The 26,555-nt window shown below is 53.8% G+C and carries 28 protein-coding genes and 1 riboswitch; of the genes, 18 read left to right on the top strand and 10 right to left on the bottom strand.

What is annotated here, in order from left to right; all coding sequences use genetic code 11:
- Positions 1-13: 13 nt before the first annotated feature.
- Positions 14-1,210 carry a nitrate regulatory protein NasR gene (gene nasR / locus OGV50_RS17500; protein WP_081353188.1) on the bottom strand — a complete coding sequence of 399 codons (1,197 nt, stop codon included), beginning with the start codon at positions 1,208-1,210 and terminating at the stop codon, positions 14-16.
- A 74-nt stretch (positions 1,211-1,284) separates the two neighbouring features.
- Here nasR and OGV50_RS17495 point away from each other — a divergent pair, with 74 nt between their 5' ends.
- From OGV50_RS17495 to OGV50_RS17485, 3 genes are all read left to right on the top strand, one after another.
- Positions 1,285-1,638, top strand: a complete 354-nt coding sequence (locus OGV50_RS17495; RefSeq protein ID WP_286488663.1) for a DsrE/DsrF/TusD sulfur relay family protein — start codon at positions 1,285-1,287, stop codon at positions 1,636-1,638.
- 160 nt (positions 1,639-1,798) lie between these two features.
- Positions 1,799-3,583, top strand: coding sequence for a methyl-accepting chemotaxis protein (locus OGV50_RS17490; protein ID WP_012132170.1), 1,785 nt, complete (start codon positions 1,799-1,801; stop codon positions 3,581-3,583).
- A 210-nt stretch (positions 3,584-3,793) separates the two neighbouring features.
- On the top strand, positions 3,794-4,039 hold the full coding sequence (locus OGV50_RS17485; RefSeq protein WP_012132167.1) for a DUF1883 domain-containing protein: 246 nt from the start codon (positions 3,794-3,796) through the stop codon (positions 4,037-4,039).
- A 30-nt stretch (positions 4,040-4,069) separates the two neighbouring features.
- Here OGV50_RS17485 and OGV50_RS17480 read toward each other — a convergent pair whose 3' ends face one another.
- The gene (locus tag OGV50_RS17480) at positions 4,070-4,765 is read right to left on the bottom strand and encodes a gamma-glutamylcyclotransferase (protein WP_049010648.1); all 696 of its coding nucleotides are present in this window, start codon (positions 4,763-4,765) and stop codon (positions 4,070-4,072) included.
- 168 nt (positions 4,766-4,933) lie between these two features.
- Positions 4,934-5,164 (bottom strand): putative cation transport regulator ChaB, encoded by a 231-nt coding sequence (gene chaB / locus OGV50_RS17475; RefSeq protein ID WP_286450679.1) that lies wholly within the window; start codon positions 5,162-5,164, stop codon positions 4,934-4,936.
- 271 nt (positions 5,165-5,435) lie between these two features.
- Here chaB and chaA point away from each other — a divergent pair, with 271 nt between their 5' ends.
- Positions 5,436-6,536 carry a sodium-potassium/proton antiporter ChaA gene (gene chaA / locus OGV50_RS17470; protein WP_012132163.1) on the top strand — a complete coding sequence of 367 codons (1,101 nt, stop codon included), beginning with the start codon at positions 5,436-5,438 and terminating at the stop codon, positions 6,534-6,536.
- A gap of 105 nt (positions 6,537-6,641) precedes the next feature.
- Here the strand turns inward: chaA and kdsA are convergent, their stop codons facing one another.
- The 6 genes from kdsA to hemA are packed head-to-tail and all read right to left on the bottom strand — an operon-like array spanning position 6,642 to position 11,946.
- Complete coding sequence (gene kdsA, locus OGV50_RS17465; protein ID WP_012132162.1) at positions 6,642-7,496, bottom strand: 3-deoxy-8-phosphooctulonate synthase; 855 nt, start codon at positions 7,494-7,496, stop codon at positions 6,642-6,644.
- 35 nt (positions 7,497-7,531) lie between these two features.
- Positions 7,532-8,341, bottom strand: coding sequence for an invasion regulator SirB1 (gene sirB1 / locus OGV50_RS17460; protein ID WP_012132161.1), 810 nt, complete (start codon positions 8,339-8,341; stop codon positions 7,532-7,534).
- 3 nt (positions 8,342-8,344) lie between these two features.
- Positions 8,345-8,737: an invasion regulator SirB2 gene (gene sirB2 / locus OGV50_RS17455; RefSeq protein WP_047463430.1), complete on the bottom strand. Its 393-nt coding sequence runs from the start codon at positions 8,735-8,737 to the stop codon at positions 8,345-8,347.
- Positions 8,734-9,567, bottom strand: coding sequence for a peptide chain release factor N(5)-glutamine methyltransferase (gene prmC, locus OGV50_RS17450; protein ID WP_134769365.1), 834 nt, complete (start codon positions 9,565-9,567; stop codon positions 8,734-8,736). Before prmC ends, sirB2 begins: the two co-directional genes overlap by 4 nt.
- Positions 9,567-10,649, bottom strand: a complete 1,083-nt coding sequence (gene prfA / locus OGV50_RS17445; RefSeq protein ID WP_012132158.1) for a peptide chain release factor 1 — start codon at positions 10,647-10,649, stop codon at positions 9,567-9,569. Before prfA ends, prmC begins: the two co-directional genes overlap by 1 nt.
- Before the next feature lie 40 nt (positions 10,650-10,689).
- On the bottom strand, positions 10,690-11,946 hold the full coding sequence (gene hemA / locus OGV50_RS17440) for a glutamyl-tRNA reductase (protein ID WP_012132157.1): 1,257 nt from the start codon (positions 11,944-11,946) through the stop codon (positions 10,690-10,692).
- A gap of 262 nt (positions 11,947-12,208) precedes the next feature.
- Between hemA and lolB the strand changes: the two genes are divergently transcribed.
- The 12 genes from lolB (at position 12,209) to OGV50_RS17380 (ending at position 23,921) form a co-directional block, all read left to right on the top strand.
- A complete protein-coding gene (gene lolB / locus OGV50_RS17435) occupies positions 12,209-12,832 on the top strand; it encodes a lipoprotein insertase outer membrane protein LolB (RefSeq protein WP_286488662.1) in 624 nt (207 codons plus the stop codon).
- Positions 12,829-13,680 (top strand): 4-(cytidine 5'-diphospho)-2-C-methyl-D-erythritol kinase, encoded by an 852-nt coding sequence (ispE, locus tag OGV50_RS17430; protein ID WP_012132155.1) that lies wholly within the window; start codon positions 12,829-12,831, stop codon positions 13,678-13,680. Before lolB ends, ispE begins: the two co-directional genes overlap by 4 nt.
- A 150-nt stretch (positions 13,681-13,830) precedes the next feature.
- Positions 13,831-14,778: a ribose-phosphate diphosphokinase gene (prs, locus tag OGV50_RS17425; RefSeq protein WP_001518537.1), complete on the top strand. Its 948-nt coding sequence runs from the start codon at positions 13,831-13,833 to the stop codon at positions 14,776-14,778.
- Positions 14,779-14,902: 124 nt separating this feature from the next.
- On the top strand, positions 14,903-16,582 hold the full coding sequence (dauA, locus tag OGV50_RS17420) for a C4-dicarboxylic acid transporter DauA (protein WP_024130291.1): 1,680 nt from the start codon (positions 14,903-14,905) through the stop codon (positions 16,580-16,582).
- Positions 16,583-16,695: 113 nt separating this feature from the next.
- Positions 16,696-17,256, top strand: a complete 561-nt coding sequence (locus tag OGV50_RS17415) for a GNAT family N-acetyltransferase (RefSeq protein ID WP_070518485.1) — start codon at positions 16,696-16,698, stop codon at positions 17,254-17,256.
- Between the two features lie 200 nt (positions 17,257-17,456).
- Positions 17,457-17,682, top strand: a riboswitch (cobalamin riboswitch).
- A gap of 199 nt (positions 17,683-17,881) precedes the next feature.
- A complete protein-coding gene (locus tag OGV50_RS17410; RefSeq protein ID WP_060816069.1) occupies positions 17,882-18,931 on the top strand; it encodes an ABC transporter substrate-binding protein in 1,050 nt (349 codons plus the stop codon).
- A 66-nt stretch (positions 18,932-18,997) separates the two neighbouring features.
- Entirely contained in the window at positions 18,998-20,062 is a 1,065-nt protein-coding gene (locus OGV50_RS17405) for a FecCD family ABC transporter permease (protein WP_024130289.1), read from the top strand.
- Positions 20,059-20,880, top strand: a complete 822-nt coding sequence (locus OGV50_RS17400; protein ID WP_200090666.1) for an ABC transporter ATP-binding protein — start codon at positions 20,059-20,061, stop codon at positions 20,878-20,880. The genes OGV50_RS17405 and OGV50_RS17400 overlap by 4 nt, the downstream gene beginning before the upstream one ends.
- Before the next feature lie 18 nt (positions 20,881-20,898).
- A complete protein-coding gene (locus OGV50_RS17395) occupies positions 20,899-21,339 on the top strand; it encodes a pseudoazurin (protein WP_130028831.1) in 441 nt (146 codons plus the stop codon).
- A gap of 32 nt (positions 21,340-21,371) precedes the next feature.
- Positions 21,372-21,923 carry a ubiquinol-cytochrome c reductase iron-sulfur subunit gene (gene petA / locus OGV50_RS17390; RefSeq protein ID WP_110494182.1) on the top strand — a complete coding sequence of 184 codons (552 nt, stop codon included), beginning with the start codon at positions 21,372-21,374 and terminating at the stop codon, positions 21,921-21,923.
- Position 21,924: 1 nt separating this feature from the next.
- Positions 21,925-23,097, top strand: coding sequence for a cytochrome b (locus tag OGV50_RS17385; RefSeq protein WP_200090667.1), 1,173 nt, complete (start codon positions 21,925-21,927; stop codon positions 23,095-23,097).
- A gap of 5 nt (positions 23,098-23,102) precedes the next feature.
- Positions 23,103-23,921, top strand: coding sequence for a cytochrome c1 (locus OGV50_RS17380; RefSeq protein WP_200090668.1), 819 nt, complete (start codon positions 23,103-23,105; stop codon positions 23,919-23,921).
- A 51-nt stretch (positions 23,922-23,972) separates the two neighbouring features.
- Here the strand turns inward: OGV50_RS17380 and ychH are convergent, their stop codons facing one another.
- The gene (gene ychH / locus OGV50_RS17375) at positions 23,973-24,251 is read right to left on the bottom strand and encodes a stress-induced protein YchH (protein WP_012132144.1); all 279 of its coding nucleotides are present in this window, start codon (positions 24,249-24,251) and stop codon (positions 23,973-23,975) included.
- 275 nt (positions 24,252-24,526) lie between these two features.
- Here ychH and pth point away from each other — a divergent pair, with 275 nt between their 5' ends.
- Both pth and ychF read left to right on the top strand, forming a co-directional pair.
- Entirely contained in the window at positions 24,527-25,111 is a 585-nt protein-coding gene (gene pth / locus OGV50_RS17370) for an aminoacyl-tRNA hydrolase (RefSeq protein ID WP_012132143.1), read from the top strand.
- Between the two features lie 116 nt (positions 25,112-25,227).
- Positions 25,228-26,319: a redox-regulated ATPase YchF gene (ychF, locus tag OGV50_RS17365; RefSeq protein ID WP_286488660.1), complete on the top strand. Its 1,092-nt coding sequence runs from the start codon at positions 25,228-25,230 to the stop codon at positions 26,317-26,319.
- Positions 26,320-26,555: the final 236 nt, after the last annotated feature.

Here is a 26,555-nt window from a genome sequence, read left to right as displayed (position 1 = left end):
AGCCGTTGTGCAGCTACCCTTTGGTTGTCACCTGCCAGAGCGATTTCACCGTGAGCAGCGCACGCGCGATGTCCACCATCCGCTGGTTCTTATCCATCGCCATTTTGCGCAGCGACTGCCAGGCCTGCTCTTCAGACAGATTCTGGTGATGCATCAGCACATATTTGGCCTTATCAATAACCTTTCGCTCCTCCAGCGCATCCTGTAGCGACGCCAGTTGCCCGCTGAGCTGCTCCAGTTCCCGCGCCTGTTGCCGCACAACCAGCAGCAACTGCTTATCCCGACGCAATGAGAACGTATCGTCGGTGGCATCATCCAGCCAGCTGGCGAGTGGCAACGTTGTCTCATCCTGCGCCAGACGGCGCTCCACCGCAGACATTAACTCGGCGATCAGCATCTCCTCGATGCTGCGCAGTTGCTCCAGCCGTTGCGTCTGGAGCGTGAACCAGCGTAAAGCGCTTTCGCCCTTATCGGGCGCAGGCTGGCGCGTACAGGCCAGGCGGCGCCACTGTTCGATAGCGGCTTCCGCTTCGCACTGTTGGCGAAATGCGTGAACCACCGCCGGTGACGCCAGCGATATAAAGGTGTCAAAGCAGAGCTGCTGTCCGTCAATGCGATCCACCAGTTCCTGTCGCATCTCGTGGCTGAACGCCCCTTGCGTAAACCCTATCGCCCCCAGCGCCCGCTCTTGCCCCACCAGCTCCTTACCCTGCATAAAGCTGTACAGCGCGACCATCCCTCCGGCGATGTGGGGATGGTCGATGTTGTCGTTAAGCTGCGGCACAATACTTAGCAGGTGTCGCAGCGTGCGGCTGTACTGATCCATCGCCTGTGGCGCATCGCTATGCCGTCCACTGACCGCTTCGCGCAGCTGCGGCAACTGCTCCAGACACCAGACAGCCCCGGCGATGCGATGACAGAGCGCGCTGTTCGCCATCGGCCTCATCTCCTGCAACAGGGACTGCAACCGGGCGTGTTCTTCGTCCACCAGCGCGCGGCTGGCGCGTATCTCCGGCCCATAAAGTTGCCCTGCGGAACACAACCAGATGTTGGATGCGCCGCGTTCGCACTGTAGCATATGCACCAGATGGCTAATCCGGGACACCAGCTTCCCTGACTGCGCCAGTTGGCGAAGCTGCGTATTCTCAAGCTGGCGCGCATAATGAAACCATTGGGTGGCGCCGGGGCGGCTTTCCATATTCGTCATCATCGTTGCTCTCCCGGGTAACAGGTCTACCCGTAACTACAAGCAATATCCATGCCCCCCTGACAACAGGAGTCAAAATGCAAAAGATAGTGATCGTCGCAAACGGTGCGGCATACGGTAGCGAAGCGTTATTTAACAGCCTGCGTCTGGCCATTGCGCTACGTGAACAGACCGGCGACCTCGACCTGCGTTTATTTTTAATGTCGGATGCCGTCACCGCAGGATTACGCGGACAGAAGCCTGCGGAAGGTTACAATATCCAGCAAATGCTGGAGATCCTGACCGCGCAGAACGTCCCGGTGAAACTGTGTAAAACCTGTACCGACGGGCGGGGAATCACCACATTGCCGCTCATTGACGGCGTGGAAGTCGGTACGCTGGTCGAACTGGCCCAGTGGACGCTGGCGGCGGATAAAGTTCTGACCTTCTGATCCCTGGCGCGGGAATTGCCCCTGGTTTCCGCGCACCTTCATTAGCGCTTAACGCGCGTTTAGCCCTGCTGATACTATTTTCTTATGGACGCGGTTGCAGCCTCAAGATTCGCCGCCCGGTAGCCGATAGGATTTCCAATACCACACTGAAGGAAATACTATGTTCAGCTCAATTCGCGCCCGTATTATTGCGGCGACAACGGGATGTCTGGTTGTCGCCCTCCTCCTTAACACGCTGATTAACCTTCAGGTAACGCGTCTCGATAACCGACAAGCGCAGCAGGATACGCTCACCAGCACCAGCGCCAGCCACAGTCTGGCGATTGCCGACTGGGTTAGCGGTAAAATGAATATGATTTCCTCGTTGCAGCAGGCGGCACTAACCGACGATCCGGTGCCGGTATTTCGTCAAATGGCGCTGGGCGGCGGCTTTACGAATATCTATGTCGGGTATGCCAGCAAAACAGCAAAATTCTCCGACCCGGCAGGCATACCGCCAGATTTCGATCCGACGTCACGTCCCTGGTATCAACAGGTTGTCAGCGCTGACGCTGCCGTCGTTACGGCCCCCTATGTTGATGCCGGAACCGGCAAGCTGGTGGTAACATTCGCCGTTCCGGTGAAAGAGAACGGCGAACTGAAAGCGGTGGTCGCCGGTGATGTCGCGATGGATGCCGTCGTGGCGAATGTACACGGTATTCGACCGACGCCCGCCAGCAGCGGTATGTTGCTCGACCAAAACGGAACGCTCATCGCCGCCAACGATCCGGCGCTGACGATGAAACCTTTCGCGCAGGTCGTCAGCGGCGTGGATTTCAATCAGGTAAAAAGCGGACACCCTGTTCAGGCACTGATCGGCGAGAGCAGTAAAACGCTGCTGGCGACGCCGGTGCAAGGAACCCACTGGTGGCTGGTCGTGGCGTTAGACGAAAAAGAGGCGACCTCCGGCATGCTGGCGCTGCTGAAGGCGTCCACCCTGTCTCTGCTGCTGTTGGTTCTCGCGGGCGGCGCAGTGATGCACCTTCTGGTGGCTCGCCTGATGAAGCGTCTGTCCACGATCCGCGACGCGATGCATGCCATTGCCAACGGGACGAACGATTTGTCTCAACGTTTGCCGGACAGCGGCACGGACGAAGTCGCGCAAATCGCCAGGGCGTTTAACGGTTTTAGCGATAAGCTGTCCGTGGTAATGGTACAGCTACGCGATGCCAGTGCCTCGGTGAAAATGGCCGCGCAGGAGATTGCCGCCGGTAACCGCGACCTTTCAGGCCGTACCGAGCAGGCCGCCTCCAGCCTGCGTGAAACCGCCAGCGCCGTTGAGCAAATCACCGCATCGGTCGCCCAGTCCACGGAATCTGCCGCCGAAGCCAACGATCAGGCGCAAAAAGCCTCACAGGCCGCCACGCGCGGCGGCGACGTGGTCTCGCAGGCAATCACGACAATGCAATCTATTGAAGGGGCATCGGCGAAAATCGGCGATATCACCAGCGTGATCGACGGCATTGCGTTCCAGACCAATATTCTGGCGCTGAATGCTTCGGTCGAAGCCGCCCGGGCGGGAGAGCAAGGCCGCGGGTTTGCCGTTGTCGCGGGTGAAGTGCGCAACCTTGCCAGCCGCAGCGCGCAGGCGGCAAAAGAGATTAAATCGCTGATCGACTCCACAACCACCAGCGTCGCGACAGGTTCACGTTATGTTCATCTGGCCGGAGAAAGTATGCAGGAGATCCTGTCCAGCATCGGCCATGTCTCCGGCATCATGCATGAAATCAGCATCGCCACCAGTGAGCAGATGAAAGGCATTCAGGAAATAAATCACTCCGTGAACCACCTTGATCGCATGGTGCAACAGAACGCTGAACTGGTGGTGCAGTCTGCCGCCGCCGCAGGCGCCTTGCAGAGCCAGGCAGGCGAGCTGGCTGAAACTGCCGGGCATTTCCGAATTTAATCTTATAAGGGCGTGTTTTTGTCGAAAGTTACCACGCCCTTTCAATGATTTTCAGGCATTTTGTCATTTTTGTTTAATGGTTATGCCATTTTTTGATCAAAATCAGCATCCGTGAGCTCACCCTTTGGTGTTATGCAGTGAGTGAAATGTGAACAACATCACGCAGCACTTCCGCAAGGGAGTACGTTGTTTTCAAGAACGGGGTGAAAAATGGCATTAGTGAAAGCAAGTTTGAAATTGTTTGGTGGGGATACGGTGATAGTGCGTTGTTCTGAACGCTGCCACATCCATTTAATGAGCGAGAAAAAACACGTCAAAGACACGCAGACCGATATTTTAAGCGTGCAGAACCGTGATAATGCCTGGCTGACCGTACCGTACACCGGTGTCTGGAACGTGCTGATCGACAGCCACAGCCAGTCACTGGAACACTCCATCAGTTATATCGCAGCCTGATGTTTTTGCCCCTGGATTCAGGGGCAACGCTCAGGCAAATCCGGGGTTGAATCCCCTTTCCGGCTGATTCTCGCCTAACAAGCCTCTGACTTTCGCCACCAGATCGTTCAGACAATCGTCCCGCATCCCCAGTCTGGCAAGCTCCTGTTCCAGCGAGAACAGATATTGCGCGTTGGTGCCCAACGGCCCACTGGCGGCAGCGATCAGCGGCGCGATAATCTGAGCGCGAGTATCCGACTCATACAGCGGGTGTCGCGGGTCCATAATAAACACCAGCGCATTGACCGTCCGGCCATCATCCAGCGCCAGCTGGCACCAGGTGGGAAGATAGCAGCCGGTAATCATTTCCCGCTTCCACAGCAGCGTCAGCTCCTGCTCCAGCGCGTTCTCCGGCAGTTTATAAGCCACGCCAGTAGTTCGCCCGCCCTCTTTCAGCGCCAGCATCCGTCCGGGCTGGCACGCCGTTCCACGCCCTGCCGTCAGACGCAGACAAAACGCCCGGTGCCAGCCGACCAGCGTACCGGTACAGGACTCGTCAAATTCTAACGCCGGATTCCACATCAACGATCCATAACCGAAGATCCACACCGGTCCATCATCGGGCCTACAGGCAAGCGTCGCCGCCAGTGAAGCGGCCCGTTGTTCTGCTGACCAAAGTAGTGATTCTTCAATAGCGCCAAACGCCGTTTTACAATCGGCATTCAGTAAAAAATCACGCGTTAACACCTTACACCTCCGCCACTGCAAACTTCCCTGCAACACTTTTTTGACGCCTTCCGGGCATTTTAACTGCTCATTTTGAAACCACTAACAGGACAATATGCAATTCAATCGCCGCTTGCAAGGCAACAGACACTCAACGCGCATCATTTGCCTGGCCTGGCACGAAGACGATCAGCGCTTTTTATGCCACTTATCATCGCCCCCTTTTTGGTAATCATTTTTGACGGCAGCCCAGGCAACCTTATGCGCGGTCTCCTCCCGGCTGGCGTCGTCACGTCTGTCCGTTTTATCTTTATATTGTTCCCAGGCGCTATTAAACGCCTCTTTATAGATATCCTGCGCGTGCGCAGGCAGCACATTCTGCACGCTTTCCGGCAAATCGCTTTTCGTTTTATAAGGCATTGCTGACTCCTCTTTTTGCTGTAAACCTTTAGTGTGGTCAACAATGTTTTGTCTCGCCAGTCGGGTGCTATTTTACTTTTTATTTGTCACTAACCCACTGTTATTCATATACTCTCTAAACAAGACGTACTTTTTTATTCACTCTGCGGGGAAAAATAGCCCATGCCGTAAAATTACGTAAAAACACAATGATGAAGCCGCGATTTCTGTTATTTTTTACAATCTTTAATACATTTATAATTAAAAACACCTGCGGAGATGGAGAATCATAATGACACACGCACATGAGGCGGTGAAAACCCGCCACAAGGAGACCTCGCTTATTTTCCCGGTTCTGGCACTGGTGGTGCTGTTCTTATGGGGAAGCAGTCAGTCACTACCAGTGGTCATCGGTATTAATATACTTGCCCTTATTGGTATTTTAAGCAGCGCTTTCAGCGTTGTCCGCCATGCGGATGTATTAGCGCACCGACTCGGCGAACCCTACGGTTCCCTGATCTTAAGTCTTTCTGTCGTTATTCTGGAAGTGAGTTTAATTTCCGCATTGATGGCCACCGGCGACGCCGCGCCAACGCTGATGCGCGACACGCTCTATTCAATCATCATGATTGTAACTGGCGGACTGGTCGGTTTTTCTCTGCTGCTTGGCGGTCGTAAATTCGCCACGCAATATATGAACCTGTTTGGCATTAAACAGTATTTAATTGCCCTGTTTCCGCTGGCGATTATCGTACTGGTCTTCCCTATGGCGCTGCCAGGGGCGAATTTTACTACGGCTCAGGCGCTGTTAGTGGCGCTTATTTCCGCCGCGATGTACGGCGTTTTCCTGCTGATTCAGACAAAAACGCACCAGAGTTTATTCGTTTACGAGCATGAAGATGAAAGTGATGACGATGACCCGCACCACGGCAAACCGTCCGCGCACAGCAACATCTGGCACGCTGTATGGCTGATCGTACATCTGATTGCCGTTATCGCCGTGACGAAAATGAACGCCAATCCACTGGAGACACTGTTAACCGAACTGAATGCGCCAGTGGCATTTACCGGTTTCCTCGTGGCCTTGCTGATCCTCTCCCCTGAAGGGCTGGGCGCGCTGAAAGCGGTGTTGAATAACCAGGTACAGCGAGCCATGAACCTGTTCTTTGGTTCGGTACTGGCAACCATCTCCCTGACCGTACCGGTGGTGACGCTGATTGCATGGGCTACCGGAAATGACCTGCTCTTCGGTTTGGGCGCCCCGGAGATGGTGGTAATGGTGGCCTCACTGGTGCTGTGCCACATTTCCTTCTCGACCGGGCGAACCAATGTGTTGAACGGCGCGGCGCATCTGGCTCTGTTTATCGCTTACCTGATGACCATTTTTGCCTGACGGACAAAAAAGCCCGGTAGCGTTTACGCTTTCCGGGCTTACGAAACCGCGTTTATTGTAGGCCGGATACGGCGTCAGACGCCCTCCGGCACACATCATCCCCGCTTAGTGTTCGGTATCCAGCTCGCCGAAGCTTTTCACCAGATCGTCAATCGCTTTAATTTGCTTCAGGAACGGTTCCAGCTTCGCTAACGGCAGCGCGGACGGACCGTCACATTTCGCATGCTCCGGGTCCGGGTGCGCTTCAATGAACAAACCGGCCAGACCTACCGCCATACCGGCGCGCGCCAGTTCGGTAACCTGCGCGCGACGACCGCCAGATGCAGCGCCAAACGGGTCACGGCACTGCAACGCATGGGTGACGTCAAAAATAACGGGCGAGTTACCAGAAACTTTCTTCATCACGCTAAAGCCCAGCATATCAACAACCAGGTTGTCGTAGCCGAAGTTCGCACCACGATCGCACAGGATCACTTTATCGTTGCCGCCTTCGTGGAATTTGTCCACGATATTGCCCATCTGACCAGGGCTGACGAACTGCGGTTTTTTCACGTTAATGACCGCGCCGGTTTTTGCCATCGCTTCCACCAGGTCGGTCTGGCGAGCGAGGAATGCCGGAAGCTGAATGACATCCACCACGTCAGCGACAGGCTGCGCCTGACTGGCTTCATGAACGTCGGTGATCACTTTCACACCAAACGTTTGTTTCAGTTCCTGGAAAATCTTCATCCCTTCTTCCAGACCCGGGCCACGGTAAGAGTGAATAGAGGAACGGTTGGCTTTATCAAAAGAGGCTTTGAACACATAAGGAATACCCAGCTTCTGGGTCACGGTTACGTAGTGTTCACAGATACGCATCGCCAGATCGCGTGATTCCAGCACGTTCATACCGCCAAACAGCACAAACGGCAGGTCATTTGCCACGTTGATGTCGCCAATGCTAACCACTTTTTGTTTCATAGGATCGCCTTAACCATGGGTAAAATGTCGATTAATTAATGCAAAACAATTTGCTTGTGCGCAATGGTATTAATCTGCGCACGAATCATTTCGCTGATCGGGTCTTCTGGACACTGTTCAACAAAATAACTTAAATCCGTCAACGCAACATGTTCACACTCCAGTTGCGCATAAATCAGGCCCCGGTCGCGGATCTCGTAAGGGTCTTCCGGGTTAAATTGCAGTAACGCTTCGCTGGCGCGCAACGCCAGTTCCATTTGCCGCTCTTCCATCAAGGAAGATTTCAGCGTATCCAGCAATTTGCGAATGACCTCAGCGTTATCCGCCTCATCCAGATCTTCGTTAAACAGTTCAGCGACCGGGCTAATATTGCCCTTCAGCCAGACTTCCAGCGTATGCTCATCGAGCGTTTCGCCGTTAAATGGGTTGATCAGCCACATTTCCCCCTCCAGCGATTCAATACGCAGAATCAACTGGGTCGGGAAAATGACCGGCACCAATGGGAGACCCAGCCGGTGAGCCAGCCACAATAAGATTGCGCCTAACGATACCGCGCTCCCCTGGCGGTTTTTCAGAACCTGATCGAGCCATAATGCATCAGAAAGACGGTAGACGCCGTGGGTATCTCTGAACCCCCACTCGCCATAAAAAAGTGCCAGCAATTTTTCCAGTTGCTCATCCTGAGACAGGAGCTGGCTAATTTCTTCATGCGCCAGACTGGCCAGACGTTCCAGTTCGTCATAGACCGCTTGCGTCGGAAAATCCAGGCGGATCGATTCCGATGCCAGGATCATCCCATCGCACAGTGGCGCTTTATTAAATTCGAAATCAGCTAACGACCTCATGACTTACCCCAGTAACGGTATTTTTGTGGTGGCGAGTTTAATGATGATGTACAGCACCACCAGCGCCAGCGGGAAGGCGATAACGCGCGCCTGCTGACTGCGCGCCTGACGATAATCAAGCGCAATAAAACCCAAAACGATGTAGATGATAACGCCAAACAACTTCTCAGTCAGCCATGTCCCCTGTTCGGTGAATGGCAGGATGTGCGTTTTTATGATCAACCCCGCTCCGCTAAGCAGCAAAACGGTGTCAATAATCGGCGGGACAACCCGCGTCCAGCGTGCGGATGCCAGCGCATGGCGGGTATAGCGCCACCAGAAACGCAGCACGAACAGGCTAACGGAAAGCGTAACGCTAGTCAGATGGACGCCCAGCAGCAGCGTAAATGTATTCATGGCGCGATCCGCCCAAGCGTGATTCGTTCGTTGTCGCCATAATCACGGCAGGTCTCAACCTGAACGTACCCCGCCTGCGTCAACGCGGTTCTGACCGCCGCCCCTTGCTGCCAGCCGTGCTCCAGCAACAGATACCCCCCCGGCGCCAGCGCATGGCGCGCCTGCGCGATAATGTGCGTGATATCCGCCATGCCGTTATCGTCTGCGACCAGCGCCGACAACGGTTCAAAACGCACATCGCCCTGCGCGAGATGGGGATCATGCGCATCAATATACGGAGGGTTGCTGACGATCATGTCAAATTGCTGCCCCGGCAACGCCGCAAACCAGTCGCTTTGCAGTATGCGAACATTGTGAATCGCCAGATGTTGCGCATTACGGCCAGCCAGCGCCACGGCGTCCGGCATACGGTCTACCGCCGTGACCTCGCAGTCCGGTCGCTCTGTCGCCAGCGCCAGCGCAATCGCGCCGGTTCCGGTGCCGAGGTCGAGAATCCGACACGGCGAATCAGGCAGACGCGCCAGCGCCTGTTCGACCAGACATTCGGTGTCCGGGCGCGGAATCAGCGTAGCGGGCGAGACAAACAGCGGCAGTGACCAGAACTCGCGCATGCCAGTCAGGTGTGCGACCGGTTCACCGCGCTGACGACGCGCCAGCAACTGCGCCAGTTGCTCACGCTGCGTGTCGGTCAGCGCCGTTTCGCCAAATGCCAGAATAAAGGTGCGCGCCTTACCGGTAACGTGGCCCAGCAAAATCTCGGCATCACGTCGGGGGCTTTCACTCTCCTGTAAGCGGCTTATCGCCTCACGCAACCAGTGCTGGTAATCCATTATTCCTGCTCGGACAACGCCGCCAGTTGGTCGGCCTGATGTTCCTGAACAATCGGCTCAATGAGCATGTCCAGTTTCCCCTCCATCGCCTCATCCAGACGGTAGAGGGTCAGGTTAATACGATGATCCGTCACGCGACCCTGTGGGAAGTTATAGGTACGGTTGCGATCGCTGCGGTCGCCGCTGCCTAACAGGTTACGCCGGGTTGAGGCTTCAGCCTGCTGACGCTTCGCCGTTTCTGCGGCGTGGATGCGCGCCCCAAGCACCGACAGCGCCTTCGCTTTGTTTTTATGCTGTGAACGTTCGTCCTGGCACTCCACCACGATACCGGTCGGCAAGTGCGTAATACGAATTGCGGAGTCGGTGGTGTTAACGTGCTGACCGCCCGCGCCCGAAGAGCGGAAGGTGTCGATACGTAAATCAGCCGGGTTAATATCCGGCAGTTCGGCCTCCGGCAGTTCCGGCATAACGGCGACGGTACAGGCGGACGTGTGGATACGCCCCTGCGATTCGGTCGCCGGAACGCGCTGAACGCGATGGCCGCCGGACTCAAACTTGAGTCGCCCGTAAACGCCATCGCCGCTGATTTTGGCGATGATCTCTTTATAGCCGCCATGCTCGCCTTCACTGGCGCTCATGATCTCTACCCGCCAGCGACGTGCTTCCGCGTAACGGCTGTACATGCGGAACAGATCGCCTGCGAACAGCGCGGCTTCATCGCCGCCCGTTCCGGCGCGCACTTCGAGGAAAGCGTTACGTTCGTCATCGGGATCTTTTGGCAGCAGCAGAACCTGCAACTGTTGCTCCAGTTGTTCACCTTTTTCTTTGGCTTCGCGCAGTTCATCCTGCGCCATCTCGCGCATTTCAGGATCGTCGAGCATCATCTGTGCCGTTTCGATATCATCCTGAACCTGTTGCCAGTCCGTAAAACAGCGAGAAACATCGCTTAATTGCGCATACTCACGCGACAGCGCGCGAAAGCGTTCCTGGTCTGCGATGGTTCCCGCATCACCCAACAGCGCCTGAACTTCTTCATGGCGTTCGTGCAGGGCTTCCAGTTTGGCAACGATAGAAGGCTTCATAGGCGTAAATGCACCCTGTAAAAAATAGATTGGTGTGCTGCTACTCCAGCCCGAGGCTGTCGCGCAGAATATTCAGGCGTTCGTCATCCCCGTCACGGGCAGCCTGTTGAAGAGATTTAGTTGGCGCATGGATCAGGCGGTTGGTCAGTTTCCATGCCAGATCCTGCAAAATGGCTTGCGCGTCGCCGCCCTGTTCAAGGGCTGCCAGCGCTTTAACTGTCAGTTCATCGCGTACGTGCTCTGATTGACTACGGTATTCGCGGATGGTCTCGCTGGCGCTTTGCGAGCGCAGCCAGGCCATAAATTCGCTGGCTTCCTGCGCGACAATCGTTTCGGCCTCCACTGCCGCCGCTTTACGCTGTGCCAGGTTATGCGAAATGATGCTTTGCAGGTCATCAACGCTGTACAGATAGGCATTCGCCAGTTTCCCGACTTCCGGCTCCACGTCGCGCGGCACGGCAATGTCCACCAACAGCATCGGCTGGTTACGACGGCTTTTTAATGCGCGCTCCACCATCCCTTTGCCGATAATCGGCAACGGACTTGCGGTTGAGCTGATAATAATATCGGCTTCCCGCAGACGTTCGTCGATGTCGCTCAACGAAATAACCTCGGCTCCCACTTCATCCGCCAGCACTTGCGCGCGTTCGCGGGTGCGGTTGGCGATGATCATTTTCTGTACTTTATGTTCACGCAGATGGCGCGCGACCAGTTCAATGGTTTCACCCGCCCCGACCAGCAACACCGTCACCGTGGAGAGGGATTCGAAAATTTGACGCGCCAGCGTACAGGCGGCAAAAGCAACGGACACGGCGCTGGCGCCGATGTCTGTTTCGGTGCGTACGCGTTTGGCGACGGAAAACGATTTCTGGAACATGCGTTCCAGCGCGCTGGCATGCAGATGGCCTTTTTGCGAATCTGCAAACGCTTTTTTCACCTGACCGAGAATTTGCGGTTCGCCCAGCACCAGCGAGTCCAGCCCGCTGGCGACGCGCATCAGGTGGCTGACGGCGTCGTTGTCCTGGTGCCAGTAGAGGCTATTGCGCAGGTCGTCTTCATTGAGATTATGGTAATCACATAACCAACGAATCAGCGCCTCTTGCAGGTTATCCTGTTCTTCAACGCTGAGATACAACTCCGTACGGTTGCACGTCGACAACACCACGCCGCCCTGCACCATCGGCTGCGCAAGCAGGCTGTCCAACGCCTGATCGAGCGTATCTGGCGAAAACGTTACGCGTTCTCGCAGCGATACAGGTGCCGTTTTATGGTTAATACCGAGCGCTAAAAGGGTCATGTGTGCGGGAATAGTACCAGCGTTGATAAGGTTAGACTGGGTGCATCATACAGGATGCTCGTGGTCAATAAAAGAGACAGCCTCCTTTTGGAGTAATAGCTTACTGTTTAAATTAAGATAACGTGAACGTAGACGATGTACCCGGTCAGCGCTAGCATTAAGGGTTATAACTGCAACCAACCGACGGGTTCAGTTTGTCGGCCTGATAAGCATAGCGCCATCAGGCAATTATCGCACCGTATTACAAGGATTCGTCATCACTATGACCCTGCCTGATTTTCGCCTGATCCGCCTGCTCCCGCTGGCTAGCCTGGTCCTCACCGCCTGTACGATCAATGCGCCGAAAGGTCCTGGCAAAAGTCCCGACTCCCCTCAGTGGCGTCAGCATCAGCAGGACGTGCGCAAGTTGAATCAGTATCAGACGCGTGGCGCGTTTGCTTATATCTCCGACGATCAGAAAGTGTATGCCCGCTTCTTCTGGCAGCAAACCGGTCAGGATCGCTACCGTCTGCTGTTGACCAATCCGCTGGGCAGTACCGAACTGGAGCTGAACGCCCAGCCGGGCAATGTGCAACTGGTCGACAATAAAGGGCAGCGTTACACCGCCGACGACGCCGAAGAGATGATCGGCAATCTGACCGGGATGCCCATTCCGCTTAACAGCTTACGCCAGTGGATTCTCGGTCTGCCGGGCGACGCCACCGATTACACCCTCGACGACCAGTACCGCCTGAGCGAAGTGAACTACCGCCAGGACGGTAAAAACTGGAAAGTGGTATACAGCGGATACGACAGTAAAACGCAGCCCGCCATGCCGGCAAATATGGAACTCTCTGACGGCGGTCAGCGCATCAAACTGAAGATGGATAACTGGATTGTAAAATGATGACCCACTGGCCATCTCCGGCAAAACTGAATCTGTTTTTATACATCACCGGACAGCGTGCGGACGGTTATCACACATTGCAAACGCTGTTCCAGTTTCTTGATTACGGCGACACGATCGGCATTACGCCGCGCGGCGACGGCGAAATTCATCTTTTGACGCCTGTCGAGGGCGTCGAAAATGACGACAATCTGATCGTCCGCGCGGCGCGGTTGCTGATGAAGACAGCGTCCGCCCACGGGCGTTTGCCCGCAGGCAGCGGCGCGGATATCAGCATCGAGAAACGTTTGCCCATGGGCGGCGGTCTGGGTGGCGGCTCGTCCAATGCGGCGACCGTTCTGGTGGCGCTGAATCATCTCTGGCAGTGCGGATTATCGGTCGATGAACTGGCGGAAACAGGCTTAACGCTGGGCGCGGACGTCCCGGTGTTTGTCCGTGGACATGCGGCCTTCGCCGAGGGCGTGGGTGAAATCCTGACGCCGGTAGACCCGCCGGAGAAGTGGTATCTGGTTGCCCACCCTGGAGTAAGCATCCCCACGCCGGTTATTTTCAAGGACCCCGAATTACCGCGCAACACGCCAAAAAGGTCAATAGAAACGTTATTAAAATGTGAATTCGGCAATGATTGCGAGGTTATCGCAAGAAAACGTTTTCGCGAGGTTGATGCGGCGCTTTCCTGGCTGTTAGAATACGCGCCGTCGCGCCTGACTGGTACAGGGGCCTGTGTCTTTGCTGAATTCGATACAGAATCCGCTGCTCGTCAGGTGCTTAAGCAAGCCCCGGAATGGCTCAATGCGTTTGTGGCGAAGGGTGTCAACCTCTCTCCATTGCAAAAAGCCATGCTTTAAGCCGGGCAAGCTGAGTTTCGGTGACAACGTCACCCTGTTCCAGACGTTGCATCGCGCTCTTTAATACACCGCCTGGATAGGATATTGCCTGGCCCGCACAGTTTTCGGCAGATTCTATCCACCAATGGACGCATGCCTGAGGTTCTTCTCGTGCCTGATATGAAGCTTTTTGCTGGTAACGCCACCCCGGAACTAGCACAACGTATTGCCAACCGCCTGTACACTTCTCTCGGCGACGCCGCTGTAGGTCGCTTTAGCGACGGCGAAGTCAGCGTACAAATTAACGAAAATGTACGCGGTGGTGATATTTTCATCATCCAGTCCACTTGTGCCCCTACTAACGACAACCTGATGGAATTGGTTGTTATGGTCGATGCGCTGCGCCGTGCTTCCGCAGGCCGTATCACCGCCGTTATCCCTTACTTTGGCTATGCGCGTCAGGACCGTCGTGTACGTTCCGCTCGTGTACCGATTACCGCAAAAGTCGTCGCTGACTTCCTGTCCAGCGTTGGCGTTGACCGCGTTCTCACCGTTGACCTGCATGCTGAACAGATCCAGGGCTTCTTTGACGTTCCGGTTGATAACGTATTCGGTAGCCCAATTCTGTTAGAAGATATGCTGCAACTGAACCTGGATAACCCGATTGTGGTTTCTCCAGATATCGGTGGCGTTGTGCGTGCCCGCGCTATCGCTAAGCTGCTGAACGATACCGATATGGCGATCATCGACAAACGCCGTCCGCGCGCTAACGTTTCTCAGGTGATGCACATCATCGGTGACGTTGCCGGCCGCGACTGCGTACTGGTTGATGATATGATCGATACCGGTGGTACGCTGTGCAAAGCAGCAGAAGCACTGAAAGAACGTGGTGCCAAACGCGTATTCGCCTACGCGACTCACCCGATTTTCTCAGGCAATGCGGCAAACAACCTGCGCAATTCGGTGATTGATGAAGTCGTTGTCTGTGACACCATTCCACTGACCGACGAAATTAAAGCACTGCCGAACGTGCGCACGTTGACACTGTCGGGTATGCTGGCCGAAGCGATTCGTCGTATCAGCAACGAAGAATCCATTTCAGCTATGTTCGAACACTAATCGAACCCGGCTAAAAAACCCGCTGCGGCGGGTTTTTTTGTCTGTAACTCTTATTTGTATGACCAATGCCTCCTTCACCTGCCATTTAGTTGACAGATGATGCGCTCATGGATGAAACATTATTGTGAACAGAATATTTTCCTCACATGTGATGCCTTTCCGCGCCCTCATCGACGCTTGCTGGAAAGAAAAATATACCGCCTCACGGTTCACCCGTGATGTGATTGCCGGGGTAACCGTCGGGATCATCGCTATCCCGCTGGCGATGGCGCTGGCAATTGGCAGTGGTGTTGCACCGCAGTACGGTCTTTATACGTCCGCTGTGGCGGGAATTGTTATTGCCTTAACCGGCGGGTCACGCTTCAGCGTCTCCGGCCCGACCGCCGCATTTGTCGTTATTCTCTACCCGGTATCGCAACAATTCGGGCTGGCAGGTCTGCTGGTCGCCACCCTCATGTCCGGGGTGTTCCTGATCCTCTTCGGTCTCGCGCGTTTTGGCCGTCTGATCGAATACATTCCCGTATCGGTCACGTTAGGTTTTACATCAGGGATCGGCATCACCATCGGGACAATGCAGATTAAAGATTTTCTTGGTCTGCAAATGGCCCATGTGCCGGAGCATTACCTACAAAAAGTCGGGGCGCTGGTTATGGCGTTGCCGACCATTAATCCGGGCGATGCCGCTATTGGCGTGGTGACGCTCGGTATGCTGATTTTCTGGCCGCGTCTGGGGATTCGTCTGCCGGGCCATCTTCCGGCGCTGCTGGCGGGCTGCGCCGTTATGGCCGTGGTTAATCTGCTGGGTGGCCATGTGGCGACGATTGGTTCACAGTTCCACTATGTGCTGGCCGATGGTTCGCAGGGCAACGGCATTCCTCAGCTGCTGCCGCAGCTGGTGCTGCCGTGGAATCTCCCGGATTCAGATTTCACGCTAAGCTGGGATTCATTGCGGGCGTTATTGCCAGCCGCTTTCTCGATGGCGATGCTGGGGGCGATTGAATCCCTGCTGTGCGCGGTCGTGCTCGACGGCATGACAGGCACCAAACACAAAGCAAACAGCGAACTGATCGGCCAGGGGCTGGGGAATATCGTGGCGCCGTTCTTTGGCGGGATCACCGCGACGGCGGCGATCGCCCGTTCTGCGGCAAACGTGCGCGCAGGCGCGACCTCGCCCATTTCCGCCGTTATCCACGCAATTCTGGTCATCCTCGCCCTCCTCGCGCTGGCTCCCCTGTTGTCATGGCTGCCGCTTTCCGCCATGGCCGCGCTGCTGCTGATGGTTGCGTGGAACATGAGTGAAGCCCACAAGGTGGTCGATTTACTGCGACATGCGCCCAAAGACGACATCATCGTGATGATGATGTGTATGTCGCTGACGGTGCTCTTCGATATGGTGATTGCGATCAGCGTCGGGATTGTCCTGGCTTCCCTGCTGTTTATGCGCCGTATTGCCCGTATGACGCGCCTCGCGGCGGTAAACATCACGGTTCCCGATGATGTGCTGGTATTACGCGTTATCGGGCCGCTCTTTTTCGCCGCCGCGGAAGGGTTATTTACCGACCTCGAATCACGCATTGAGGGTAAACGCATTGTGGTGCTGAAGTGGGACGCCGTTCCGGTGCTGGATGCCGGTGGTCTGGACGCCTTCCAGCGCTTTGTGAAGCGTTTGCCGGAAGGCTGTGAACTGCGCGTCAGTAACGTGGAATTCCAGCCGCTGCGCACCATGGCCCGCGCCGGTATCAAACCCATTCCAGGTCGTCTGGCATTCTTCCCGAACAAAGATGCCGCGCTGGCGGATATCTAATTCCGGCTGCCGGTCTGTACCTCAACAGACCGGCAAGTTTTCTTGTTGAAAACTGGTTTTCTGCGTCTGACTTGTTATTATCGTTTTCCTGATATTTGTTAGCGATAACTGATATGAAACCGACCTCTCCGTTTGTTTTTCGTGAAATAACGCGGGACGATATTCCTGCCGTACAGTCCTTTATTATTCGGCATCTTAATCTTTATTTTAATGCCGGCAGAGCATTACCCACTGCGAGTGACGACGTATTCGACCTCCAGGGAAATTATCTTGAGCGGGAAAGAAACCAATTGTTCGGCGTCTGGAATGAACAACAGCAGATAATTGGAACGCTGGCGATATGTCAGTACGATGACAGAATAGAGATGTTGCACGGTCGTTATAATTTACCGGAGACAGCTGAGATTTGTCGCTGCTATGTCGATCAGCGTTATCGCAGGCAAGGTATTGGCAGCCAACTGGTCTCGCTGGCTGAACAATTTTGCGAGCAGCAACGCTATAAAATATTATATTTGCACACCCATCATTTTTTACCCGGTGGGTATCAATTCTGGCGGCGAAATCTGTTTAACGTCTTCATGGATGTGGGCGACGAGTGGCAGATCGTGCATATGGAAAAACCGTGTAAATATATTGTTACCAGCGACAATATTGATAACATTCACTGTTTATAATAACGCCTTCTTTCTCATCGCGATTAATTGATCAACGTCAATCAATTCTCATTTGCCTTTCCATTATTACTTGCGGTTGCAATAATCACAACCCCAACAAAAACACAACCATTTGAATTTAAATTAGTTAATATAAAAATCGCCATAAAGTATGATGTTTTTTCTCTTTTTTCATACGGTTGACGAGATTATTGATTGCCGATACAGTCGCCAGTGACAGTATTCATAACACAGCCGTTGTTTTGAAAGGAATATGGTGCGGATTATTTTAATCTCATTCCATAGCTGCCCCCGCAACTGTAGGCGGATACCGAATATCTGCGTGTGGTTATTGTAACCACCGGTCACTGTAAAGATTTGCTTTATGGGAAGGCCGATATTCTGATTACCGCGAGCCAGGAGACCTGCTGTCAGGGTTGTACGCATTGAGTGGACGGGATGGTCCATGGGATGATTTATTTGGCATAAATACCATTATGAATTGATGAGCCTATTCCTGCTGAGATTTTGCATTCTCATAATTTCATCATTCAATGTCATCTATCGTCATGTACCTGTCCCGATATATGGAACCAAATAAACCATGACCAGACGTTCAGATTCTGGCATGTACAGGACGATAACAATGTACGCAGACTTTACTTTACCTCATAAAAAATACCTTCTGGCTGTGGCTGGCGCAGCGTTATTATTCACATCAGGATTGACTCATGCAGCAAAAACAGTCTATCCGTTGACGATTAAAAACTGCGGCCGTGATATTACCTTCAATAAAGCCCCGGAACGCGTTGCCACGGTCGGGCAAAACAGCACTGAAATTCTTTATTCCCTGGGACTGGCCGAGCGCGTTGTCGGCACATCGCTGTGGTTCGGTCCCGTCCCGGATGCTTACAAAGCGGCAAATGAAAAAGTGGCCGTGATTGCGCAGAACATCCCCAGCTTTGAAGGCATTATTGCCAAAAAACCGGATTTGGTCGCCAGCCAGTTTGAATGGCAAATTGGGCCTGCCGGAACCGTCGCCTCTTACGAGCAGTTTAGCGAGTTGAACGTACCGGTATATACCGCGCCTGCGGACTGCGCTAAAGACAACGAAGACGGTGGCGACGGTGTACGTAAAGGCATGTTTGATATTGCTATGGTTTATCAGGAAGTCTCCGATCTGGCGAAAATTTTTGACGTGCAGGACAAAGGCGATGAATTGATCGCCAGTCTGAAAGCTCGTGAAGCTGCCGCCAAAAATAAAATTGCCGGAATGGATAAAAACGTCTCCGCCGTATTCTGGTTTTCCAGCGCCGATCTGCAACTGGACCCCTATGTGGCCGGGAAATTTGGCCCTGCCGCATGGATCGCCCAGACGCTGGGGGTGAAAAATGTGATTGATTCTGCTGAAGAGTGGCCAACCGTTGGCTGGGAAACCATCGCGAAAGCCAGCCCGTCCGTCATTGTTCTCGGTGAAATGAGCCGTCGTCGTTTCCCGGCAGATGACTGGCAGGTCAAACTGGAATATCTCAAGTCCGACCCCGTGACTAAACTCATCCCCGCCGTGAAGGAGAACCATCTGCCGGTGGTGGATGTGCAAACAATGAACGCCGGCATCAGAACGATAGATGGCGTCGAAAAACTCGCAGATGCGTTGGTTGAATACGGTCTGGCACATCCGAAAACGGCTCAATAATCTTTATGTCGCGCTATGTCTTACCGGGCATAGCGCGCCTCTGGCATTCAGGATTACAGGTAGATGATGAGCGAAACTCGCAGGACGCGTCGCGCTGTCGGCCAGTTAACGATAAGAATCGGGGGACACGCCCTTTGGGTCAGCGTGCTGATGTGCTGCGTTCTACTGGCGGGGATCTCCATTGGCGAGACGTTTATCCCCTGGCAGCATGTCATCCATACGCTTTCTAACCAGTTCTTTGATACGCGCTATGCCGTTGATGCGCTGGATGCGGGCATTATCTGGAACTATCGCCTGACGCGGGCGTTGGTTTCTGCCTGTTGTGGCGCATGTCTGGCGGTTTCCGGCGTCGTATTGCAGTCATTGCTACGAAACGCGCTGGCAGAGCCTTATCTACTGGGGATCTCTGCCGGCGCCTCGACCGGCGCTGTTCTGATCGCCTTAACAGGGCTTGGCGCTGGGATCGTCAGCATGTCGCTCGGGGCTTTTATTGGGGCGTTAACGGCTTTTCTTTTCGTGGCGTTACTGGCGATCGCCGCCGGGGGGAGACAGGGAAGCGCCACCACGCAAATCATCCTGGCCGGGATCGCCAGTTCACAGCTATTTAATGCCCTCACCTCACTAATCATCACTCGCTCAGCGAATGCGGAACAGGCCCGTGGGATTATGTTCTGGCTGCTGGGCAATCTGAGCGGCGTTCGCTGGCCAGATGTCGTTTTGGCCGTCCCTACCGCGCTGGTCGGTGTGGCGTTATGTTTTTGTTACGCCCGTCATCTGGATGCGTTTTCGTTTGGCGCAGAGTCCGCAGCGTCACTTGGCATCCCGGTAAAACGCACGCGCGGAGTCCTGATTGCCGCCGTTACCGGGATGACGGCAATTATGGTCTCCATTGTCGGGGCGATTGGTTTTGTCGGCCTGGTGATCCCCCATGCCGCCCGCCTGCTGGTGGGTAATCAACACCATCGATTGCTGCCGGTCAGCGCCATGATCGGCGCCATTTTTCTCATTATCGCCGACGTAATCTCCAGGACATTACTTCCCGGGCAGGTGTTACCCATCGGGGTGATTACGGCGCTTGTAGGCGCACCTGCGTTTTCCATCATTTTGATCAGAGGAAACCAGACAAAATGACGGTAAATTCTGCTCTCACCGCTCCACGCTATCCTTCTGCAACAGTCCGAAGCCTGGTGCAGGCGCAGCAACTGCACTGGGAAGTAAAAGGCAAAGTCATCGTCAGCGACGTCTCTTTTCACGTCGCGCCCGGTGAGTTTGTCGGCATTATCGGCCCCAATGGCTCAGGCAAAACATCACTGATCTCATTGCTTGCCGGTTTACTGAAACCCTCGTCAGGCAGCGTAACGCTGGAGAATAAAAATATTCGCCATTACTCACGCCGCCATTTAGCGCAAAAAGTGGCGCTGGTGGAACAACAAGCGGAAACCAGTGAACGTCTCACCGCATTGCAGGCTGTCTCTCTGGGGCGCACCCCGTGGTTGAGTCTGCTCTCGCCCTGGTCTAAACAAGATGACGATATTGTCCAGACCATGCTGGAGAAGGTAGATCTACAGCGCGTACAAAATCGCTGCTGGAATACCTTTTCTGGCGGGGAAAAACAGCGTTTGCATATCGCCCGGGCCCTGGCGCAGCAGCCGAAAGTGCTGCTGATGGATGAACCCACGAACCATCTCGACATTCAACATCAGATAGGCCTGCTTAATCTGGTGAAACGCCAGAAGCTCACCGTCATTGCGGCTCTGCACGACCTGAACCATGCCGCCATGTTCTGCGACCGCATTCTCGTAATGAAAGCGGGTCAACTGGCAATGCAGGGCAGCCCTGCAACCATTTTTACGCCTGAAAACCTCAGCCAGTGGTTTGGCATTAATGCCATCGTTGAGCAGGCGCCGGATGGATTGAGCTGCTTCATCCGCTACCAACGACCGGAATAAACACCTAAGGGAGAACCCATGAAATTGATTAAGCAAAGCCTGAGCATGTTATGTCTGTTAGCGCTGACCACCACGACTTTCGCTCAGACCCACGAAGTGCTGATGAAAAACAGAGGCGCGGGCGGCCCGATGGTATATGAACCTGATTATCTGGCGATTCAGCCAGGCGACACCGTGAAGTTTATTCGCAAGCATAAGAGCCATAACGCTGCGTCAATCGCAGAGCTTTCGCCAGCAGGCTACCCCGGATTTATCGGCAAGATTGATGAGGAAATTGAGGTCAAGTACGACAAACCTGGATTTTACGGTATTAAATGCACCCCGCATTACGCGCAAGGGATGGTGATGCTCATTAAAGTGGGTGATGCAACCCTGCCTGACAGCTATCGAACCTTTAAGGCGCCGGGGATCGCGGATAAGCGTTTCCAGGACATTTATACACGCATTGAGAAACAGTAATCCAGATACGCGAAAATGGTGAGGGGCGCACGGTGGCGGATAAAAAACAGAGCAATGAAGACGTTCAGGTACAGCGGCGAGAATGCCTGTGTAAACTCACAAAATTTGTCGGGGCTGCGGGTGTCACCGCCGCCGTCTGGCCGCTCATCTCCGCACTGGGGCCGGATGATAAAACCGTAGCGGAAAACGAACCTGTCGATGTCTCTCTCGCCGGAGTTGCCGTCGGCCAGACGGTGAAAAGAGTCTGGCAGGGAAAACTTATCCTTATTCATCACCGTACCCCGGAGGAAATTCGCTCAGCGCAGCAGGCGGATGTCCATCGTTTTATCGATCCGCAGGCTGACGGCGAACGTATCAAGACAGAGTATCCGCAGTGGCTGGTCATTCAAGGTTACTGCCCCCACGCAGGCTGTGTGCCCAATGCCAAACCCGGTGGACAAGGCTGGGTATGTCCTTGTCATGGCTCGGAGTTTGACACTTCAGGGCGCGTCACGCGGGGGCCCGCTACGGCGAATCTCGCAATCCCCGATTACGCGTTTCATCCCGATGGCCTGACGGTGCGTATTGGCGCGAAGGAAGTCTGAAATGGCGGCAGAACATCTATCCATACCCCGACGAGAGCGAGTGTGGCGTATTCCCTTCCCTCGTACGGTCGCAGGCGTCTGGGTTTTTGCCGTCGGGATCATTCTGCTGGTGATGCTCGGAGTACAAATCCTTTCTGGTCTCGTTCTGGCGATGTTTTATGTACCCACGGAAGGGCTGGCCTTTGATTCAATCATTCATATTATGCGATCCGTGAGACACGGCGAACTGGTGCGCAACGCGCATTCTATTGGCGCATCGCTATTTTTCTTCGCCTGTTACCTGCACATCTTCCGCGCCATGTATTACAACGTGTACCGAAAGCCTTATCTCAAAATGTGGATGATAAGCGTGACGTTATACGTGTTACTGATGATCACCGCATTTCTGGGATATAGCCTGATTTGGGGGCAAAAGAGCTACTGGGCCGCCACCGTTATTACCGGATTCACTCGTGCGATCCCGTGGGTGGGAGATACGTTGTATTCGTTTTTAGTCGGCGGGTATGCTCCAGGAACACCCACATTAGGCCGTTTTTATGTGCTTCATTTTATTATCCCCTTCGTCATTGTCGGGGGAACGATATGGCATATCCGCACCGTGCAGTCCGCATTTGCGCAGACAATGAAAAAGACATTTACGCAGAGCGAGTCCCGGAAACTGTTTTTCGATTATAAAATCATCGACAGTGATGCCATCAAGCTCACTCTTTTCATGATGCTGTTCGCCTGGTTTTTATTCTTTGCCCCGCACTATCTCAGCAGCGCCGACAATTTTATCCCGGCAGATCCCACCGTAACGCCCGCTGTCGTGGCGCCTGAGTGGTATTTTTTGCCGTTCTTTTCCATTTTGCGCTGCTTCCCAAACGAACTTCTCGGGATAGCCGCCATGTGTGCTTCAGTGCTGATTTTTTATTTTCTCCCCTGGCTCGACACTTCACGCGCCCGCTTTCGCAATTACAGCAAGCTCGTTAAATGTGGTTTTTGGCTCTGGGTTGCTAATGCATTCTTTTTAGGATGGCTGGGTTCAAAAGCGCTGGTCGGCCCCGACCTGCCTGACGGTTTCAGTAATGAAGAGGGCTGGATACGCGCGGCATCGCAACTTTCAACGCTGGTTTACTTCGGATGGTTTGTCATCGTACTGCCCTGCCGACGTTTTCTGGAAAAGCAGGATTAACCGCCATGAAGGGATTAGTGAGATATAGCGTTTTATGGCTGTGCATTCTGGGCACCAGCGCTGTCTGTGCGCAAGAGACGCCACCTCGCCAGGCGTGGAGTTTTAGCGGCATAACGGGCCACTATGATAAAGAACAACTGCGGCGCGGTTTACAGGTCTACGAAGAGAAATGCCGCGCCTGCCACGGGATGGTTCATCTTAATTTTCGCACCCTGACAAAGCCAGGCGGGCCCGAACTCTCGCTCACAGAGGCAAAGCGTCTTGCCAGCGGCTACGTCTTTCCCGACATTCAGGATGATGGTCAAACCGGCGAGCGGGAAGGCAATCTCAATGATACGTTTGTCTCGCCCTACCTTAACGATCAGGAAGCAAGATATCTTAATAATGGCGCCCTTCCCGTCGATTTAACCTATATCGTTCGCGCCAGAACGTTCGACCGGGGGTTCCCGCAATTTCTGTTCGACGCCTTCTTGCCCTATACCGATCAGGGAGCGGATTACGTCTATGCCTTGTTGACAGGTTATCTGCCTGACGACCCGGAAATGAAGGCAAACCGATACGCTCCCGGCGGCATAATTAACATGCCGAAGCCGTTGTCTGATGGGGAGATCACCTGGTCAGAAAAGGACGATATACCAGAAACCGAAGAGCAGTACGCGCGGGACGTTACGGCTTTTCTGGCATGGGCTGCCGATCCGGCGCTTGAACAGCGAAAACATCAGGGCCATTACGTAATGAGTTATCTGGTCATTATGCTGGCATTGCTGCTGATTTTGCGCCGATTAAAGAGACGCTCGTCAGAAAAAACGAGTGAGAATGGTTAAGACAATAACCAGTCAGTCCAACGCTGACTGGTCTTAAACCGACGCGATACCTTAGCTGTGACGGCGATTGTCGTTACGGCGGCAGCGTTTGTCGTAGTGGCGAACCCACCAGTAACGATCGCTCACCTGCTCATGCCCACCTACGCGGGCACCTGCCAGCCAGAGAATGGCACCGACAAAGATGCTCAGCACCGCACCATGTGCAAAAAATTGTGGCAGGTTAAACTGCGGTAACTGGTTTAAAATAGAATAACCAACACCAACCACCATGACCACTAACCCCAACCCCATGAGCACGTTACCGAGTAACGAAGCGTTTTTGCGTTTCATATGTCACCTCCGGAACTTTTGGGTTGTTTCAGGGAATACCCCTAATCCTTATGTGTAAAGTATAGACAACACTGTGCTTTATGAGTGCGTGGGCGATCACAATTACAACCTGTTATTCAACAAAACTTTACAAATAACCCTCTGAACAGCTTGACTTTCCAATAGTTCAAACAGGCAATTATTCAGCTTCCGGCGCAATCCACGCTGTTTTTTGTCAAGCGCGGCCGCAGACAGTAAACTACGCGCCAGTTATGGACACACTCAGGACAAAAAACGTGACGATTAAATTGATTGTCGGCCTGGCGAACCCCGGCGCAGAATACGCGGCGACACGCCATAATGCGGGCGCATGGTACGTCGATTTACTGGCAGAGCGACTACGCGCGCCTCTGCGTGAAGAGCCGAAATTCTTCGGTTACACCTCCAGAGTGACCCTCGAAGGGGAAGATGTTCGCCTGCTGGTGCCGACCACGTTTATGAATCTGAGCGGTAAAGCCGTCGGCGCGATGGCCAGTTTTTACCGCATCATGCCCGATGAGATTCTGGTTGCCCACGACGAACTGGATCTCCCCCCTGGCGTCGCGAAATTTAAGTTAGGCGGCGGACACGGTGGTCATAATGGCCTGAAAGACATCATCAACAAACTGGGTAATAACCCTAACTTTCATCGCTTACGTGTCGGAATTGGTCATCCGGGCGATAAAAATAAAGTTGTCGGTTTTGTTCTGGGTAAACCGCCGGTGTCGGAACAAAAGTTAATTGACGACGCCATTGACGAAGCGGCACGTTGTACTGAAGTCTGGTTCAAAGAAGGGTTAACCAAAGCGACGAACCGATTACATGCCTTTAAAGCACAATAAGCAGTGATGTGCGGCATTTTTGCCGCGCGCTGTGTATAATAGGCAAAGTTGTTTACTTTTCTACAATCTGTTTTCTACAACAGGTTGATTATCAAGATATTAAGGTGATTTAAATCATGGGATTCAAATGCGGTATCGTTGGTTTGCCCAACGTCGGGAAATCCACCCTGTTCAACGCCCTGACTAAAGCCGGTATTGAAGCGGCAAACTTCCCGTTCTGCACCATCGAGCCAAATACCGGTGTAGTGCCGATGCCCGATCCGCGTCTGGACAAACTGGCTGAGATTGTCAAGCCGCAGCGCATTCTCTCTACCACTATGGAGTTCGTCGACATTGCCGGTCTGGTAAAAGGCGCGTCGAAAGGCGAAGGCCTGGGTAACCAGTTCCTGACAAACATCCGTGAAACCGAAGCGATTGGTCACGTAGTACGCTGCTTTGAAAACGACAACATCATCCACGTTGCGGGGAAAGTAAACCCGGCGGAAGATATTGACGTTATCAACACCGAGCTGGCGCTGTCCGACCTTGATACCTGTGAACGCGCCATTCACCGCGTGCAGAAGAAAGCCAAAGGTGGCGATAAAGACGCGAAAGCTGAGCTGGCCGCGCTGGAAAAATGCCTGCCGCACCTGGAAAACGCCGGCATGCTGCGCTCACTGGATCTGACAGACGAAGATAAAGCGGCGATCCGCTATCTGAGCTTCCTGACGCTGAAGCCGACCATGTATATCGCTAACGTCAACGAAGATGGCTTCGAAAATAACCCGTACCTGGATCAGGTTCGCGCCATTGCCGATGCAGAAGGCTCTGTCGTGGTTCCGGTTTGTGCCGCTATCGAGGCCGACATCGCAGAACTCGACGATGCTGACCGTGACGAGTTTATGGCTGAGCTGGGTATTGAAGAACCGGGTCTCAACCGCGTTATTCGTGCGGGCTACAAGCTGCTGAATCTGCAAACTTATTTTACCGCTGGTGTGAAAGAAGTACGCGCGTGGACGATTCCTGTCGGCGCAACCGCACCGCAGGCTGCGGGTAAAATTCACACTGATTTTGAGAAAGGCTTTATTCGTGCGCAGACCATCGCTTTCGACGACTTCATCACGTACAAAGGTGAACAAGGCGCGAAAGAAGCCGGTAAGATGCGTGCGGAAGGCAAAGACTACATCGTTAAAGACGGCGATGTGATGAACTTCTTGTTCAACGTCTAATTGTTGCCTTATGAGGTTTCAATAAACCTCGTAAAGTCCACAAAAACCCATAAAATCCACGCAATTGCGTGGATTTTTTATTTAAAGCGTATCCGTTGATATCATGGAAGCGCGATCGGAACTGAGTATAGCGGTGGTATAATCTGAATAGCCACCCATTTTGTAGACGCCTTAAGTGGTTGTAGTTATAAATTATCCTTTGTATGAGGCTTCTTGTCCGCAATGACAGGCGGAAG

It is taken from the genome of Citrobacter sp. CK180, from assembly GCF_030333655.1.
Taxonomy (GTDB): domain Bacteria; phylum Pseudomonadota; class Gammaproteobacteria; order Enterobacterales; family Enterobacteriaceae; genus Citrobacter_B; species Citrobacter_B koseri.
The sequence above is the reverse complement of the archived record's forward strand: the minus strand, read 5'-3'. Positions and strand labels throughout refer to the sequence as shown.

Bases quoted from the DNA above. Each gene is read 5' to 3' on its own strand.
- nasR (WP_081353188.1), bottom strand. From the start codon at position 1,210: ATGATGACGAATATGGAAAGCCGCCCCGGCGCCACCCAATGGTTTCAT.
- OGV50_RS17495 (WP_286488663.1), top strand. From the start codon at position 1,285: ATGCAAAAGATAGTGATCGTCGCAAACGGTGCGGCATACGGTAGCGAA.
- OGV50_RS17490 (WP_012132170.1), top strand. From the start codon at position 1,799: ATGTTCAGCTCAATTCGCGCCCGTATTATTGCGGCGACAACGGGATGT.
- OGV50_RS17485 (WP_012132167.1), top strand. From the start codon at position 3,794: ATGGCATTAGTGAAAGCAAGTTTGAAATTGTTTGGTGGGGATACGGTG.
- chaB (WP_286450679.1), bottom strand. From the start codon at position 5,164: ATGCCTTATAAAACGAAAAGCGATTTGCCGGAAAGCGTGCAGAATGTG.
- chaA (WP_012132163.1), top strand. From the start codon at position 5,436: ATGACACACGCACATGAGGCGGTGAAAACCCGCCACAAGGAGACCTCG.
- kdsA (WP_012132162.1), bottom strand. From the start codon at position 7,496: ATGAAACAAAAAGTGGTTAGCATTGGCGACATCAACGTGGCAAATGAC.
- sirB1 (WP_012132161.1), bottom strand. From the start codon at position 8,341: ATGAGGTCGTTAGCTGATTTCGAATTTAATAAAGCGCCACTGTGCGAT.
- sirB2 (WP_047463430.1), bottom strand. From the start codon at position 8,737: ATGAATACATTTACGCTGCTGCTGGGCGTCCATCTGACTAGCGTTACG.
- prmC (WP_134769365.1), bottom strand. From the start codon at position 9,567: ATGGATTACCAGCACTGGTTGCGTGAGGCGATAAGCCGCTTACAGGAG.
- prfA (WP_012132158.1), bottom strand. From the start codon at position 10,649: ATGAAGCCTTCTATCGTTGCCAAACTGGAAGCCCTGCACGAACGCCAT.
- hemA (WP_012132157.1), bottom strand. From the start codon at position 11,946: ATGACCCTTTTAGCGCTCGGTATTAACCATAAAACGGCACCTGTATCG.
- lolB (WP_286488662.1), top strand. From the start codon at position 12,209: ATGACCCTGCCTGATTTTCGCCTGATCCGCCTGCTCCCGCTGGCTAGC.
- ispE (WP_012132155.1), top strand. From the start codon at position 12,829: ATGATGACCCACTGGCCATCTCCGGCAAAACTGAATCTGTTTTTATAC.
- OGV50_RS17415 (WP_070518485.1), top strand. From the start codon at position 16,696: ATGAAACCGACCTCTCCGTTTGTTTTTCGTGAAATAACGCGGGACGAT.
- OGV50_RS17410 (WP_060816069.1), top strand. From the start codon at position 17,882: ATGTACGCAGACTTTACTTTACCTCATAAAAAATACCTTCTGGCTGTG.
- OGV50_RS17405 (WP_024130289.1), top strand. From the start codon at position 18,998: ATGAGCGAAACTCGCAGGACGCGTCGCGCTGTCGGCCAGTTAACGATA.
- OGV50_RS17400 (WP_200090666.1), top strand. From the start codon at position 20,059: ATGACGGTAAATTCTGCTCTCACCGCTCCACGCTATCCTTCTGCAACA.
- OGV50_RS17395 (WP_130028831.1), top strand. From the start codon at position 20,899: ATGAAATTGATTAAGCAAAGCCTGAGCATGTTATGTCTGTTAGCGCTG.
- OGV50_RS17385 (WP_200090667.1), top strand. From the start codon at position 21,925: ATGGCGGCAGAACATCTATCCATACCCCGACGAGAGCGAGTGTGGCGT.
- OGV50_RS17380 (WP_200090668.1), top strand. From the start codon at position 23,103: ATGAAGGGATTAGTGAGATATAGCGTTTTATGGCTGTGCATTCTGGGC.
- ychH (WP_012132144.1), bottom strand. From the start codon at position 24,251: ATGAAACGCAAAAACGCTTCGTTACTCGGTAACGTGCTCATGGGGTTG.
- ychF (WP_286488660.1), top strand. From the start codon at position 25,228: ATGGGATTCAAATGCGGTATCGTTGGTTTGCCCAACGTCGGGAAATCC.